The 15,187-nt window shown below is 66.4% G+C and carries 14 protein-coding genes; 9 read left to right on the forward strand and 5 right to left on the reverse strand.

All coding sequences use genetic code 11. The annotated features are described in order from the left end of the window. The first annotated feature begins 49 nt into the window (after nucleotides 1-49). From ACVOMM_RS03340 to ACVOMM_RS03350, 3 genes are all read left to right on the forward strand, one after another. Nucleotides 50-2,248 carry a hypothetical protein gene (locus ACVOMM_RS03340; protein WP_481525883.1) on the forward strand — a complete coding sequence of 733 codons (2,199 nt, stop codon included), beginning with the start codon at nucleotides 50-52 and terminating at the stop codon, nucleotides 2,246-2,248. Nucleotides 2,249-2,309: 61 nt separating this feature from the next. Continuing rightward, nucleotides 2,310-2,657: an EamA family transporter gene (locus ACVOMM_RS03345; RefSeq protein ID WP_053516976.1), complete on the forward strand. Its 348-nt coding sequence runs from the start codon at nucleotides 2,310-2,312 to the stop codon at nucleotides 2,655-2,657. A 2-nt stretch (nucleotides 2,658-2,659) separates the two neighbouring features. Then, nucleotides 2,660-3,796 (forward strand): glycosyltransferase family 4 protein, encoded by a 1,137-nt coding sequence (locus tag ACVOMM_RS03350; RefSeq protein ID WP_445393882.1) that lies wholly within the window; start codon nucleotides 2,660-2,662, stop codon nucleotides 3,794-3,796. 109 nt (nucleotides 3,797-3,905) lie between these two features. Here the strand turns inward: ACVOMM_RS03350 and ACVOMM_RS03355 are convergent, their stop codons facing one another. The 5 genes from ACVOMM_RS03355 to ACVOMM_RS03375 form a co-directional block, all read right to left on the reverse strand. Beyond that, the gene (locus ACVOMM_RS03355) at nucleotides 3,906-5,336 is read right to left on the reverse strand and encodes a UbiA family prenyltransferase (protein WP_080375243.1); all 1,431 of its coding nucleotides are present in this window, start codon (nucleotides 5,334-5,336) and stop codon (nucleotides 3,906-3,908) included. A 3-nt stretch (nucleotides 5,337-5,339) separates the two neighbouring features. Then, nucleotides 5,340-6,749 (reverse strand): mannose-1-phosphate guanylyltransferase/mannose-6-phosphate isomerase, encoded by a 1,410-nt coding sequence (locus tag ACVOMM_RS03360; protein WP_065175349.1) that lies wholly within the window; start codon nucleotides 6,747-6,749, stop codon nucleotides 5,340-5,342. Nucleotides 6,750-6,763: 14 nt separating this feature from the next. Further along, on the reverse strand, nucleotides 6,764-8,122 hold the full coding sequence (locus ACVOMM_RS03365) for a phosphohexomutase domain-containing protein (protein WP_053516973.1): 1,359 nt from the start codon (nucleotides 8,120-8,122) through the stop codon (nucleotides 6,764-6,766). Nucleotides 8,123-8,265: 143 nt separating this feature from the next. Further along, nucleotides 8,266-9,207, reverse strand: a complete 942-nt coding sequence (locus tag ACVOMM_RS03370) for an electron transfer flavoprotein subunit alpha/FixB family protein (protein ID WP_180875773.1) — start codon at nucleotides 9,205-9,207, stop codon at nucleotides 8,266-8,268. Beyond that, the gene (locus tag ACVOMM_RS03375) at nucleotides 9,207-9,953 is read right to left on the reverse strand and encodes an electron transfer flavoprotein subunit beta/FixA family protein (RefSeq protein ID WP_459062646.1); all 747 of its coding nucleotides are present in this window, start codon (nucleotides 9,951-9,953) and stop codon (nucleotides 9,207-9,209) included. The genes ACVOMM_RS03370 and ACVOMM_RS03375 overlap by 1 nt, the downstream gene beginning before the upstream one ends. A 259-nt stretch (nucleotides 9,954-10,212) precedes the next feature. Here ACVOMM_RS03375 and rfbB point away from each other — a divergent pair, with 259 nt between their 5' ends. The 6 genes from rfbB to ACVOMM_RS03405 all read left to right on the forward strand — a co-directional run bounded on the left by rfbB (nucleotide 10,213) and on the right by ACVOMM_RS03405 (nucleotide 15,076). Further along, complete coding sequence (gene rfbB, locus ACVOMM_RS03380) at nucleotides 10,213-11,268, forward strand: dTDP-glucose 4,6-dehydratase (RefSeq protein WP_065175347.1); 1,056 nt, start codon at nucleotides 10,213-10,215, stop codon at nucleotides 11,266-11,268. Between the two features lie 14 nt (nucleotides 11,269-11,282). After that, complete coding sequence (gene rfbA / locus ACVOMM_RS03385; protein ID WP_053516968.1) at nucleotides 11,283-12,170, forward strand: glucose-1-phosphate thymidylyltransferase RfbA; 888 nt, start codon at nucleotides 11,283-11,285, stop codon at nucleotides 12,168-12,170. After that, complete coding sequence (rfbC, locus tag ACVOMM_RS03390) at nucleotides 12,167-12,724, forward strand: dTDP-4-dehydrorhamnose 3,5-epimerase (RefSeq protein ID WP_481525884.1); 558 nt, start codon at nucleotides 12,167-12,169, stop codon at nucleotides 12,722-12,724. Before rfbA ends, rfbC begins: the two co-directional genes overlap by 4 nt. Then, nucleotides 12,721-13,620, forward strand: coding sequence for a dTDP-4-dehydrorhamnose reductase (gene rfbD / locus ACVOMM_RS03395; protein ID WP_481525885.1), 900 nt, complete (start codon nucleotides 12,721-12,723; stop codon nucleotides 13,618-13,620). The genes rfbC and rfbD overlap by 4 nt, the downstream gene beginning before the upstream one ends. A gap of 90 nt (nucleotides 13,621-13,710) precedes the next feature. Beyond that, nucleotides 13,711-14,442, forward strand: coding sequence for a CoA transferase subunit A (locus tag ACVOMM_RS03400; protein WP_053516964.1), 732 nt, complete (start codon nucleotides 13,711-13,713; stop codon nucleotides 14,440-14,442). Between the two features lies 1 nt (nucleotide 14,443). After that, nucleotides 14,444-15,076, forward strand: a complete 633-nt coding sequence (locus ACVOMM_RS03405; protein WP_065175345.1) for a CoA transferase subunit B — start codon at nucleotides 14,444-14,446, stop codon at nucleotides 15,074-15,076. Nucleotides 15,077-15,187: the final 111 nt, after the last annotated feature.

Here is a 15,187-nt window from a genome sequence, read left to right on the forward strand (position 1 = left end):
AGAACACGCAGTGCATTATGTCTGGCAACTGATTGCGCCGGTATTGGCGATGTGTCTTGCTGTCATCGGCAGCTCGACTCTGCTGGCCGTCGCCGGCATCCGCGTGAGCCCGCATCTGCGGCGGATCGGGCCGGTCCAGGCGTTGCTGCTTGCGAGCGTGTGCGTACTGGCTCTGTTGATGAATGCCAATGCGTGGCTGCCCGGCTACGTGGTGTTTCCCTGTTTCCTGATCAGCGGGGCCGTGGGAGCCCTCGTGGCGCTTCGCCGTGGCTTCGCCGATCCGCTCGCCCATGCGTCGATCTGGGCGTTCACGATCAGTCTGCTTGCGGGCGTTCTGCTGGTCGCATGGTGGAATCTCATGTTCGCCTCCCGGCATCTGTGGATGCTTGAAGGCACCAACCATGATCTGGTGTTCTTCTACGGCGGTGCCAAATGGGCCATGCAACACCCGCTCTGGGTCGAGCAGGCCACGGTGGCCCGCGAGTGGGCGCTGGGGCAATGCGGTCAGGGCATGCAGTTCATCGGCAACGGCTGCATCGTGCAGCGCAATGGGGCGTACAGCCTGTTGGCACTGGCGTCCAGCTTCGTGCCGGAGGCAGGCCCAAACCAGGTGCGGGCGATGATCGGCACCGCCGCACTGTTCCCGGTGCTCGGCATGCTGCCCTCGATGGCAGGCCGCTTCGGCGGCGCGCGTCGCTGGCCGCGGGGAACCGCGGTGGCCTTCCTGCTGGCGGTGCTGTGCATGCTGGGTACCGGCATGATGCTTGCGGTGGTCAACGAGAACATCGGTACGGCGATGGCGGGCGCCCTGCTGATGATGATCGTGCTGTGGGCACTTACGCCGATGCAGTCGCTGGGTGCAAAGTGGATCATGCTGGGTGCAGCCGCGGGCTGTACCGGCATGGCATACGGCGAAGCGGCGGTGCATGCGTGCATGATCGTGGCCCTGGCCGTACTGGTGACGGCCATGTGGCTGCGTTCCTGGCGGGTGTTCCTGCTGGGCGGCCTGCTGGCGATGCTGGCCTGCGCGATCGTCCTCAACCGGATGCTGCCCGAGCTGATGGCATCCTATGCCCAGGTCAGTGGCATCGTCGCGCAGTCGTCGTGGCCCAGCTGGTACATCCGGCAGCCCTTCTGGGGTTGGTGGCTGTCGGCTCCCTTCGCCGGCCTGTTGATGACCGGCGAACCTGCCGTGAATCCGGAAGCCATCATGCTCGGGCTGGTGCTGATGGCGTCCACTGCATGGCTTTCCATCCGGGAAGGACGCTGGCGGTTCTTCGTCGGCTTGCTGGCAGCCAGCATGGTGCTGGTTGCCTATGTGCAGAGCCATGGCTATCAGTACGGCGAGCACAAGCTGGTGCAGGTGCTCGGGCCGGCATGGGTGGCGCTGTTGAGCTGGCTTCTGCTGCGCCATGCGCGCCGTCGCGGCCGCACAGGTGTGGTACTGCTGCTGATGGCGACGCTGGGGGCGCTGTCGGCGGCCTACGCCGTGCGTTCGCGATCGATCCTGGTCTCGCATGTGCCTTCGGGTATCACCCATGCCCTCTCGGAAGCGATCAGGCTGCCGCAGAAGGGCGATGAGGTTGTCATCGACACGTCCGGGGTCAACGGGCCGGAGCGCTACGTCAAGCAGGACTTTGCTGTGCTGGAGCTGCATCGGCGCGGGGTGCGCGCGCGCATTGCCGACCGTGGCGACGCTCCGGTGGGGTACAGCGATGCCCTGTTCAATGACAGCCTGCGCGGTGCCGAATCACCCGATTGGCTGCTGGTACTCAGGCAGCCCGGGACGGGCCCAGCGCTGCCGCCGGGTACTGCCCCGCTCCTGGAAGATCCCACATTCGCATTGTTCTCGCTGCAGTCCGGTCAGTTGCCGCTGGCCCAGGCGGGTACGGGCTGGCACACCTGCGAACAGGATCACTGCTGGACCCGCGGCGCCTTCAGCCTTGAAACCTTCGTGCCCAAAGGATGTGCGGGCGCACGACTGCAGGTTGATCTGGATCTGCTGCAGCCACCCGCCGAGGGACGTATCCATGTGACCGTCAACGGTGTGGAAGCAGCAACCGTCGACGGGCACCAGGGCGAGGTCAGTCTGCAGCTGGCCGGCGGCAGCTCGGTGGTCGTCCTCGCGCCGGATTGGCCGGTTGCGTCGCCGCAGGCGTTGGGTCTATCAACCGATCCCCGGCCTCTGTTCGCCAACGTGTCCCACGCCCGCATCAGCTGCGGCGTGCCTGCCGAGCCGGCAGAATGACGGTCTTCGCAATCATCCATCGAACAGCGTCGGGCCACGGCCACGGCGCAAGAGGTCTCCCATGCAACTCCTGATCGTCTTCGGCCTGGTCATCCTCGGCGCCTGTGGAACCGTCCTGCTGAAGGTCGGGGCGGGGCGTGTCACCTATTCCGACGGCCTCCTGCCCATGCTGTCGTCTGCGTTCAACCTGCCACTGGTGACCGGCTTCATCCTGCAGATGATCCCGCTGGTGTCGTGGGTGGTGCTGCTCAAGTACATGCCACTGACCAAGCTGCAGCCGATGATCGCCCTGACCTACGTGGTGACACCGGTGCTTGCCGTGCTGTTCCTGGGCGAGCACATCGGCCCACTGCGCATGGCCGGCATCGGCCTGATCGTGCTGGGCGTGGTACTTGTGAGCGCGAGCTGAGCATGAAGATCCTGATCGTCCTGACCTACTACACGCCCTACATGAGCGGGGTGACTGAATTCGCGCGGATGCTCGCCGAGGACCTGTCCCATCGCCACGAGGTCACCGTGCTCACCACCCAGCACGATGCATCCCTGCCGGTGGAAGAGACCATCAACGGCGTGCGCCTGGTGCGCGCACCGGTGTTCGCCCGCATGCACAAAGGCGTCCTGAGCTGGAAGTTCATCACCTGGTTCCGGCGACTGGCGCGGCAGCATGATGTGGTCAACCTGCATATGCCGATGCTGGAATCGGGCCTGCTGTCATTGCTGGTCCCGGCCCGCAAGCTGGTGGTGAACTACCAGTGCGACATGGCCGTGGTGGGTGGACTGCTGGACCGGCTGGCGGTGAACGTCACCCGTGTGTCCTGCTGGCTGGCCACGCGGCGGGCCCGTGATGTCGGGGTACTCACCCATGATTACGCGAGCTCTTCGGCCTGGTTGTCCGGTATCCGTCACAAGCAGCATGAAGTGCTGGCGCCGATGAAGGCGATGCCCTGGCAGGATCGCCCGGCGAGTACCGACGGGGTGTTCCGCTTTGGTTTCGTGGGCCGCTTCGTCGCCGAGAAAGGCCTGCCTGTCCTGCTGGAGGCCTTCAGCCAGGTCCATGCCCTGCATGGCGACCGTGTCCGCCTGGTGCTGGTCGGGGATACCCACAACATCGCCGGCGGCGGCATCATGGATGCCATCCACGGCAGCATCGCCGCGCTGGGGGATGCGGTCGACGTGCGCGGTCGCGTCAGCGAACAGGAACTGCAGGCGTTCTATGCGCAGCTCGATGTGCTGGTACTGCCCAGCGTCAACCGCTATGAAGCGTTCGGCATGGTGCAGCTGGAGGCGATGCTCAGTGGTTCACGGGTGATCGCGTCGAACCTGCCGGGCGTGCGCACCATCGTGCAGAACACCGGCAATGGCGAAGTGGTGCCGGTCGGTGATGCACCGGCACTGGCGGCAGCGATGCTGCGCCTGATGGCCAGCCGCGATGCGGCAAGCCGTGCCGAGGTACGCGCACAGGCACTGCAGGCCTATCCGCTGCGGCGCTTCTACGACCTGCAGGAAGCCATGCTGCTGGATCGTACCGGGCCCGAGCGTCCGGCCTGATCCCACCTGGCCGGGTTGCCAGCGCTGCCTGCGGGCAGCGCTGGCACCGTCATTCCCCGCGCTCGAATGACGGGCTGCGCGCCGGTGGCGCAGCCGTGATGTGCCTGATTCAGATCGCCGCCAGTACCGACAGGCCACCCACCAGCACCGTGATCAGGCTGCCGGGATCCTTCACTGCGAACACGACCGGGTCGTCGTGCATCTGTCCACGGTGGGCCAGCAGCCATGTGCGGCAGATCCAGTAGAGCAGGACCGGGCACAGCAGCCACAGGAACAGCGGATGCCCGTAGAGCTCCTGGCTTTCCGGCGCGTTGATGTACAGGCACAGCACCAGTACCGACGCCATGCCCGACGCGGTACCCAGGGCCTGTACCAGTCCCAGGTCCTCGACGTGGTAGCCACGCCCGCTGGGCTTCTCCTTGCCGCTGGCCAGCGTCATGCGCAGTTCGGTGTAGCGCTTGAGCATGGCCAGGCTGAGGAAGATGAACATCGAGAAGGTCAGCAGCCAGAACGAAAGCGTGACGTCGATTGCCGCGGCACCGCCGACGATGCGGATGGTGTAGAGCGCGGCCAGCATCACCACATCGATCATCACCACCTGCTTCATCCGCAGCGAATAGGCCAGGGTGAGGCAGAAATAGATGGCCAGTACCAGCAGGAACGCAGGGGCGACAATGGCCGCCAGCAGGAAGCCGGCCAGGGTCAGTACCGGCGTGGCCAGCAACCCCGAGCGCAGATCCAGCCGCCCACAGGCGAACGGGCGCTTGCGCTTGCGCGGATGCTGCCGGTCCGAGTCGAGGTCCAGCAGGTCATTGAACAGATACACGCCGGATGCGCACAGCCCGAAGGCGATGAACGCCAGCACCGCGTTGAGCGTGGTCTCCAGCTCCAGGAAACGATGACTCGCCAGCAATGGCACGAATACCAGCACGTTCTTCAGCCACTGGTGGACACGCATCGCCTTGAGCCAGGCGCGTGGGCCGCCGCCTTCGCGGGGCCAGTGTGCGGCAAGCTCCGAACAGTGCGCCGCAGCGCGGGCGACGCCGGCACCGGCGTTGACCACCCAGGCCGAATGCGCGTGCTTCCAGATGGCCAGATCGACCCGCGCGTTGCCCATGTAGTCGAAACCGCGCTCGCCGAACTGCTCCACCAGCAGATCGGCCTTGCGATGCCCGGCAAGATTGGTGTGTCCATCGCTGCAGAACACGTCGTCGAACACGCCCAGATGGCGCGCGATCGGCTCCACCAGTGCCGCGTCCGATGCCGTGCACAGGACCCGCCTGCGATCACTGCTGGTCCGCAGCAGTTCGACCACGCGCGGGTCGTACGGCAGCAGTGCCGGATCGCCGGCACCGTGCACCGCCAGCTGGTGCTTCAGGTGGGCCTTGCCACGCAGCAGCCAGAACGGCAGCACGAACAGCATCCAGGGCTGCCGTGCCAGCATCCTCAGGAAGGTCTCGTACAACAGGTCGCTGCGCAGCAGGGTGCCGTCCAGATCAACACACAACGGCCTCGAACGGCCGGCACCCGAAGCACTCACCGATCAGCCTCCCGCGCGGCCGTACTGGTCTTCGAAACGAACGATATCGTCCTCGCCCAGGTAGCTGCCCGACTGCACTTCGATCAACTCCAGCGGCAGCTTGCCCGGGTTTTTCAGGCGATGGGTGACACCCAGCGGGATGTACGTGCTCTGGTTTTCCGACAGCAGGATGACCTCGTCGCCCCGGGTCACCTCGGCCGTGCCGCTGACCACGATCCAGTGCTCGGCGCGGTGGTGATGCATCTGCAGGCTCAGGGTCGCGCCCGGCTTGACGGTGATGCGCTTGACCTGGAAGCGGTCGCCGTTGTCGATGGAATCGTAGGCGCCCCACGGACGGTACACCTTGCGGTGCGCGGCAGCTTCACTGCGGCCCTCGCGCTTGATCCGGCCGACAATCTCCTTGACGTCCTGCACGCGGTCCTTGTGGCCGACGAACACGGCGTCGTCGGTCTCCACGACCACCACGTCCTGCAGGCCGACCATCGCGATCAGGCGGTTGCCATAGGCATAGCTGTCCTTGCAGTCCAGGGCGATGACATCGCCATGGCAGGCGTTGCCGTCGGCATCCTTGTCGGACACTTCCCACAATGCCGACCACGAGCCGACGTCATTCCATTCCGCGTCGAGCGGTACCACGGCGGCATCGGCGGTCTTTTCCATCACCGCGTAGTCGATCGAGTCGTTCGGGCTGGCAGCGAAGGCCTCGGCGTCGAGGCGGATGAAGTCGTTGTCGCGTGCGGCCTTGTCGAGCGCATTGCGGCAGGCGGCGAGGATCGCCGGCTGCAGCGTCTCCAGTTCCTTCAGGTAGCGCGAGGCCTTGAACAGGAACATGCCGCTGTTCCAGAAGTACTCGCCGGATGCCACGTACTGTTCGGCGGTAGCCAGGTCGGGCTTCTCGACGAAGCGGTCGACGGCACGCACGCCTTCACCCGTGGCGGCCTTGATGTAGCCGTAGCCGGTCTCCGGCGCCGTCGGCACGATGCCGAAGGTGACCAGCTTGCCGGATTCGGCCGCGACGGCGGCCTGCTTGACCGCGGCATGGAACGCCGCCTCGTTGCGGACCACGTGGTCCGACGGCAGCACCAGCAGCAGCGCGTCATCGCCGGCCGACAGTGCCTGCAGCGCGGCGATGGCGATCGCCGGCGCGGTGTTGCGGCCGACCGGCTCGAGGATCAGCGCCTGCGGCAGCACCTTGCATTCGCGCAGCTGCTCGGCCGCCATGAAACGGTGTTCCTGGTTGGCGACCACGATCGGTGCCGCGCCGGCAATCGACGCAACGCGCTTCCAGGTCGCCTGCAGCATCGTGTCGTTGCCGACCAGCGGCAGGAACTGCTTCGGATACGCTTCGCGCGACAGCGGCCACAGACGCGTGCCAGAGCCGCCGGAAAGAATGACGGGAACGATGGGATTCATGGTGCGTCCTTCGGTTAATGGTTTGCCGGCGTGCCGCCGATCAGGGCGGTCAGCTCGGCGATGCGTTCGCGCAGCAGGGCGTCATCGCCACGGGTTTCGATGTTCAGGCGCAGCAGCGGCTCGGTGTTGGAGCTGCGCAGGTTGAAGCGCCAGTCGGCGAAATCCGCACTGACGCCATCGGTATGGTCCAGTACCGGCTGCTGTTGCTGGAAATGCGCCAGCACGCGCGCCACGGTCGCCTTGGCATCGTCAACACGGAAGTTGATCTCGCCGCTGCACGGATAGGCCTTCATGCGATCGGCCACCAGCTCGCCCAGTGACTTGCCGGTCGTGGAAACCAGCTGCGCGATCAGCAGCCACGGGATCATGCCCGAGTCGCAGTAGGCGAACTCGCGGAAGTAATGGTGGGCGCTCATCTCGCCGCCATAGATGGCATCTTCGGCACGCATGCGCTCCTTGATGAACGCATGCCCGGTCTTGCTCATGATCGGCACGCCGCCGGCCTGCTCGACCATTTCCACGGTGTTCCAGGTCAGGCGCGGGTCGTGGATGATCTTGCCGCCCGCCTGGCGGGCCAGCAGCGCCGTCGCCAGCAGCCCGACCAGGTAGTAGCCCTCGATGAAGTTGCCGTCGGCGTCGAAGAAGAAGCAGCGATCGAAATCGCCGTCCCAGGCGATGCCGAAATCGGCACCGTGCGCGCGCACGGCATCGCGCGTTGCCGCACGGTTCTCCGGCAGCAGCGGATTGGGGATGCCATTCGGGAAACTGCCATCGGCCTCGTGCTGGATGCGGATGAACTCGAACGGCAGGTGCGGCGCCAGTTCGTCGATCACCAGGCCAGCGCCACCGTTGCCGGGGTTGGTGACGATCTTCAGCGGCTTCAGGCCGGCCACGTCGACGTAGCCGAGCAGGTGCTGGATGTAGGCGGACTTGTCGGTGTCCTGGCGGACCTCGCCCTGGCCGGTTCCCAGCGGCGCCTCCGAGGCGGCGAAGTCGCGGATGTCGAACAGGCCGGTATCGCCGCTGATGGGCTTGGACTCCTCGCGCACCAGCTTCATCCCGTTGTAGTCCATCGGGTTGTGGCTGGCGGTGACCATGATGCCGCCGGCGGCCTTGCGGTGGAAGGTCTGGAAATAGACCTCCTCGGTACCGCACATGCCGATGTCGATGACATCGCGGCCGCTGGCGGTCAGTCCTTCGATGGCGGCCTGCAGGAGGGCGGGGCTGCTCAGGCGGATATCGTGTCCCACCACCACCGGTCCCGGGCCCAGCAACGCGGCAGTGCCGGCGCCGATGCGGCGGGCAAGGCGTTCATCCAGTTCATCCGGAACGCGGCCACGGATGTCATAGGCCTTGAAACACGGGAGCGTCATCAATGCAGTCCTTACACGGGTTGACCCCGGATTATAGCGACAGGCACTGCAAGGACGGGTGAGCCAGGCCAGCGTCCCTGCGGGCCCCAGAAGGAAGGGAATGCCGCGTAACCTGTTGATTACGCGGCACCCCGGGCGGGCGCTCAGCCCAGCGCGGCCTCGAGTTCGGGCAGGATCGTGAACAGATCCCCGACCAGGCCGATATCGGCAATCTCGAAGATCGGCGCATCGCCGTCCTTGTTGATCGCCACGATCGTGCCGGCATCCTTGATGCCGGTCAGGTGCTGGATCGCACCGCTGATGCCGACGGCCACGTACAGCTCCGGCGCGATGATCTTGCCGGTCTGGCCGACCTGCAGGTCGCTGGGCACGTAGCCGGCATCGACGGCGGCGCGCGAGGCGCCGACGGCGGCACCGAGCTTGTCGGCCAGCTGGAAGACGACCTTGAAGTTCTCTTCCGAGCCGACACCACGGCCACCGGAGACCACGCGCTTGGCGCTCTGCAGGTCCGGACGGTCGCTGGCACCGGCGGCCAGGCCGACGAAACGGGTGTGGGTCGGCAGTGCCGCATCCACGCTGGCCGCTTCCATGGCAGCGCTGCCGCCCTGCGCGGCTTCCGGCCACGACGCGGCACGCACGGTGGCGACCACGACCTGGTCGGCCGGGGCTTCCACAGTGATGATGGCGTTGCCGGCGTAGATCGGGCGCTTGAAGGTGTGGCTGCCTTCCACGGCCATCAGGTCGGAGACCTGGTTGACACCCAGCAGGGCGGCCACGCACGGCATCAGGTCCTTGCCGAAGGTGGTGGACGGGCCGAACACGTGGCTGTAGCCCTTGGCCAGCTGTGCGATCTGCGGCGCCAGCACCTGGGCCAGGGCCTGTGCGTTGGCGGCGTTGGCCACGGTCAGGACCTTGGCGACGCCGGCGATCCTGGCGGCCTCGGCGGCGACGGCCGTCGGATCGGCGGCCAGCACCAGCACGTCGATGCTGGCACCGCTGATGGCAGCGGCGGCGCTGACGGTCTTGGCGGTGGCGGCGTTGAGCTTGCCGTCGTGGTGCTCGGCGATGACGAGAATCTTGCTCATTACAGCAACCCCTTCTGCTTGAGTGCGGCCACCAGTTCGGCCGCGTCCTTGACCATTACACCCTTGCTGCGCTTGGACGGCGCAGCGTACAGGGTGGTCTTGAAGGTGTCGGCGGCTTCAACGCCGAGGTCGGCCAGCTGCAGGGTTTCCAGCGGCTTGGCCTTGGCCTTCATGATGTCCGGCAGCTTGATGAAGCGCGGCTCGTTCAGGCGCAGGTCGGTGGTGACGACCGCCGGCAGATCCACTTCCAGTGTTTCCAGGCCGGCGTCGACCTCGCGGGTCACCGTGGCCTTGCCATCGGCGATGTCCAGCTTGCTGGCGAAGGTCGCCTGCGGGCGGCCCCAGAGCGTGGCCAGCATCTGCCCGGTCTGGTTGGCGTCATCGTCGATGGCCTGCTTGCCGAGGATCACCAGGTCCGGCTGCTCCTTCTCGACCAGCTTGAGCAGGGTGCGCGCGGCGGTCAGCGGCTGGATGGCCTGGTCGGTGACCACGTGCACGGCACGGTTGGCGCCCATGGCCAGGCCGTTGCGCAGATGCGCCTGGGCGTCGGCCGGGGCGATGGTGGCCACCACCACCTCCGTGGCGATGCCCTTGTCGCGCAGGCGCAGGGCTTCTTCCAGGGCGATTTCATCGAAAGGATTGGGAGACAGCTTGACGCCGTCGGTGACCACGCCGGAACCGTCCGGCTTGACCTGAATGCGGACGTTGTAGTCCACCACGCGCTTGTATGCGACGAGGATTTTCATCTGGTACGGGGTCCTTCAGTAACAGGGAGAACGTCCGGTCCTGACAGCAACCGGTTCGGGGGTGGGATCCCGATTCTAGCTGGCTTGGGGCAACCATGCGAATGCGTATGGTTGTGCTGCGGCGCACTAATGCTCTCTCAGGGAAGGGGCTCTGTTCACCCGTCAGAGGCAGTGGTAAAGGCGGGCCCGATGTATCCTGCTGCGCTGCACCCGACTGCCAGGCGGCGCGGGAGCCTTGATCGAACAGGAGTAACGGGTAGTGCCAACTTGGATTGTCACCGGCGGCGCCGGGTTCATTGGCGGCAATTTCGTCCTCGAGGCCGTGGCCCGTGGCGTCAAGGTCGTCAACCTCGATGCACTGACCTACGCCGGCAACCTGCAGACGCTGTCCAGCCTGGAAGGTAATCCGGACCATGTGTTCGTGCACGGGGACATCGGCGACCGTGAGCGGGTCGCCCGCCTGCTCGCCGAGCATCAGCCCGATGCGGTGCTGAACTTCGCAGCCGAGAGCCACGTCGACCGCTCCATCGATGGCCCCGGGGCCTTCATCCAGACCAATGTGGTGGGGACCCTGGGCCTGCTCGAAGCGGTGCGCGACTACTGGAAGGCGTTGCCGGCCGAGCGCGGCGCAGCGTTCCGCTTCCTGCATGTGTCCACCGACGAGGTGTACGGCACGCTGGGCGAGACCGGCGCGTTCAGCGAGACCACCCCGTACGCGCCGAACTCGCCGTACTCGGCGTCCAAGGCCGCGTCCGATCACCTGGTGCGTGCGTTCCACCACACCTACGGGCTGCCGGTGCTGACCACCAACTGCTCCAACAACTACGGCCCCTACCACTTCCCGGAAAAGCTCATCCCGCTGGTGATCGCCAAGGCGCTGGCCGGCGAACCGCTGCCGGTGTACGGCGACGGCAGGCAGGTGCGTGACTGGCTGTTCGTGTCCGATCACTGCGAGGCGATCCGCACCGTGCTGGCCAAGGGCCGGGTGGGCGAGACCTACAATGTGGGCGGCAATTCGGAACGGCAGAACATCGAGGTGGTGCATGCGATCTGCGCTCTGCTGGACCAGCGCCGTCCGCGCGCTGACGGGCAGCCGCGCAGCAGCCAGATCACCCATGTGGCCGATCGCCCCGGCCATGACCGTCGCTATGCGATCGATGCCAGCAAGCTGAAGAACGAATTGGGCTGGCAGCCGGCGCACACGTTCGAGCAGGGCATCGCCTTCACTGTTGACTGGTACCTGGAGAACCAGGACTGGGTCGAGGGCGTGCTTGACGGCAGCTACCGCCTGCAGCGCATCGGCACTACGGCCTGAACCCAGGAGACGTCATGACCCAGCGCAAGGGCATCATCCTCGCCGGCGGAACCGGCACCCGGCTGTATCCGATCACCAAGGGCGTCAGCAAGCAGCTGTTGCCCGTGTACGACAAGCCGATGATCTACTACCCGCTCAGCGTGCTGATGCTGGCCGGCATCCGGGAAGTGCTGATCATCAACACCCCGCATGAGCAGGCCCTGTTCCAGCAGCTGCTGGGTGATGGCTCGCAGTGGGGCATGGACATCCAGTACGCCGTGCAGCCCAGTCCGGATGGGCTGGCGCAGGCGTACCTGATCGGCCGCGAGTTCGTCGCCGGCAAGCCCAGCTGCCTGGTCCTCGGCGACAACATCTTCCATGGCCACGGCCTGCGCGACGTGCTCCGGCGGGCCGACGCCCGCACCGATGGCGCGACCGTGTTCGGCTACTGGGTCAACGATCCCGAGCGTTACGGCGTGGCCGAATTCGACAAGGACGGCCGGGTTGTCGGCCTGGTCGAAAAGCCGCAGAACCCGCGTTCCAACTACGCGGTCACCGGCCTGTATTTCTATGATGGCAACGCCAGCGATTATGCGGCCGAGCTGAGGCCTTCGCCGCGCGGCGAGCTGGAAATCACCGATCTCAACCAGCGCTATCTCGGTGCGGGCAGCCTGCATCTGGAGGCGCTGGGGCGTGGCTATGCATGGCTGGATACCGGCACTCACCAGTCGCTGCTGGAAGCGTCCAACTTCATCGAGACCATCCAGACGCGCCAGGGCCTGCAGGTCTGCTGTCCGGAAGAAGTGGCGTTCGGGCAGGGCTGGATCAATGCCGAGCAGCTGGAAGCGCTGGCTGCCCCGTTGATCAAGAATGGCTACGGCCAGTACCTGCACACACTCGCATTGCGTGGAGTGGTTCCGTGAAAGTGATTGAAACCCGGTTGCCGGGATGCGTGGTGATTGAACCGGCGGTGTTCGGTGACGAGCGCGGCTTCTTCTTCGAAGGCTGGAATGCGGCGCGATTCGGCCAGCTGGGCCTGCCCGACCGCTTCGTGCAGAGCAATGTCTCCTCATCGAGCAAGGGCGTGCTGCGCGGCCTGCATTACCAGTGGCCGCGACCGCAGGGCAAGCTGGTGAGCGTGCTGGAAGGCGAGGTGTACGACGTGGCCGTCGATATCCGCCGCGGATCGCCCACCTTCGGCCAGTGGGAAGCAGTGGTGCTGAGCGCGCAGAACAAGCGCCAGTACTGGATTCCGGAAGGCTTCGCGCACGGATTTGCCGTGCTGTCCGACACCGCGCTGTTCCACTACCTGTGCACCGATTTGTACGTGAAGGAAGCCGATGCCGGAGTGCGCTGGAACGACGCGGACATCGCAGTGGACTGGCCGGTGGGCGCGCCGACGCTCTCGCCCAAGGACGAACATGCGCCGTTCCTGAAGGACATCGCCGAGGAACGTCTGCCGGTCTTCGCGCCATGACGGTTCTCGTGCTGGGCGGCAACGGCCAGCTCGGCCAGGAGCTGCTGCGCGCGCTGGCGCCGTTGGGGCCGGTGGTCGCCACCACCCGCAGTGGCCAGCTGCCTGATGGCAGCCCCTGCGAGACGGCGGACTTCGGCCAGCCCGGGAGCCTGCCGGCGCTGCTGGATCGCGTGCAGCCATCGGTGGTGGTCAATGCGGCGGCCTATACCGCCGTGGATCGCGCCGAGCAGGACATCGACGCCGCCTTCGCCGCCAATGCGCAGGCCCCGGGCGTGATCGCGCGCTGGTGCCAGGCGCAGGGCGTGCCGTTCGTGCATTACTCCACCGACTACGTGTTCGACGGCGAAGGTTCCGCGCCCTATCGCGAGGACGAGCCGACCGCGCCGCTGGGTGTGTATGGCACCAGCAAGCGCGATGGCGAAGACGCCGTGCGCGCTGCCGGTGGCCGCCACCTGATCTTCCGTACCGCATGGGTGTATGCCGAGCACGGCGCGAACTTCCTGCGCACGATGCTGCGCCTGGGCGCAGAGCGCGACCATCTGCGTGTGGTGGCCGACCAGATCGGCACGCCGACGCCGGCTGCGCTGATCGCCGATGTCACGGCGCTCGCGCTGCAGCATCCTGCCGCGCTCTCCGGTACCTGGCACCTCACCGCCAGTGGCCAGACCAGCTGGCACGGCTTCGCTGAAGCGATCTTCGCCGAAGCGCTGGCAACCGGTGTCCTGCACAGGGTGCCGGTGGTTGAAGCGATTCCGGGTGCCGAGTATCCGACCCCGGCGCGGCGGCCGGCCTGGTCGGTGCTGGACAACAGCGCCCTGCAGCAGGCGCTGGGCATCGTGCTGCCGCCGTGGCAGGACGGCCTGAAGCAGGTCATGGCCGCGATCGCGCGCGGCTGAGGGCACGCCGCAATTGCTGCGGCGCATCCCAGCCGGATGCGGGTGTGCCGCTAGAATGCGGGCATCCTTACCGTGTGGGACAGCAAAGCGATGGACAAGTCCAATACCGGCGGCAAGCGCAGCAAGCGCTATGCCAGCGCGGCCCAGGCGCTGGAGGGCGTGGTCGCCGATGGCCAGACGCTGGCCGTCGGCGGCTTCGGCCTGTGTGGCATACCCGAGGCGCTGATCGCAGCGTTGCGCGACAGTGGAGTCAAGGGCCTGACCGTGATCTCCAACAATGCCGGTGTCGATGGCTTCGGCCTGGGGCAGCTGCTGGAAACACGCCAGATCAGCAGGATGATTTCCTCGTACGTGGGCGAGAACAAGGAGTTCGAGCGCCAGTTCCTGGCCGGTGAGCTGGAGCTGGAATTCAATCCACAGGGCACCCTGGCCGAGCGCCTGCGTGCCGGCGGCGCCGGAATTCCTGCCTTCTTCACTGCCACCGGCTACGGCACGGTGGTGGCCGAAGGCAAGGAGACCCGCGAATTCGACGGCAGGCACTATGTGCTGGAAACCGCGCTGCGTGCCGACGTTGCCCTGGTGAAGGCGTGGAAGGCCGACGAAGCCGGCAACCTGGTGTTCCGCAAGACCGCGCGCAATTTCAATCCTGCCTGCGCGATGGCCGGCAAGGTGTGCATCGCCGAAGTGGAAGAGGTGGTGCCGGTCGGTGCGATCGATCCGGACCAGGTGCATCTGCCGGGGATCTATGTGCATCGCATCGTGCACAACGCGCATCCTGAAAAGCGAATCGAGCAGCGCACCGTGCGTGCGGAGGGCAACTGACATGGCGTGGACCCGCGATGAGATGGCGGCCCGCGCCGCCCGTGAACTGACCGACGGTGCCTATGTGAACCTGGGCATCGGCCTGCCGACCCTGGTCGCCAACCACATTCCCGAAGGCGTGGACGTGTGGCTGCAATCCGAGAACGGCCTGCTTGGCATCGGCCCGTTCCCGACCGAAGCCGAGGTCGATGCCGACCTGATCAACGCCGGCAAGCAGACCGTGACCGCGCGCGCCGGTGCCAGCTACTTCGGCAGCCATGACAGTTTCGCCATGATCCGTGGCGGCCACATCAACCTGGCCATTCTTGGCGCGATGCAGGTGACCGACAAGGGCGATCTGGCGAACTGGATGGTGCCCGGCAAGATGGTCAAGGGCATGGGCGGCGCGATGGACCTGGTGGCCGGCGTGCAGCGCGTGGTGGTGCTGATGGAGCACACCGCGAAGAACGGCGAGCACAAGGTGCTGGCCGAATGCACGCTGCCGTTGACCGGCGTGGGCGTGGTCGACCGCATCATCACCGATCTGGCTGTGTTCGACGTGACCGATGCCGGTCTGGTGCTGGTGGAGACCGCGCCGGGGGTTGACGAGGACGAACTGAAGGAAAAGACCGGCGTGCCGTTCCGGCGTGCCTGAGTCCGGCGGGGGCGCCGCGGGGCGCCCCCCCCCAGCCGTGCCGAGCCCCAGCGCGTGCCACCCCAGCAGCCCCCCGCCCCCCCCCGGCCTCTTACCGGCCCGCGGCCGCCG

Source organism: Stenotrophomonas sp. STEN009 (genome assembly GCF_056760395.1).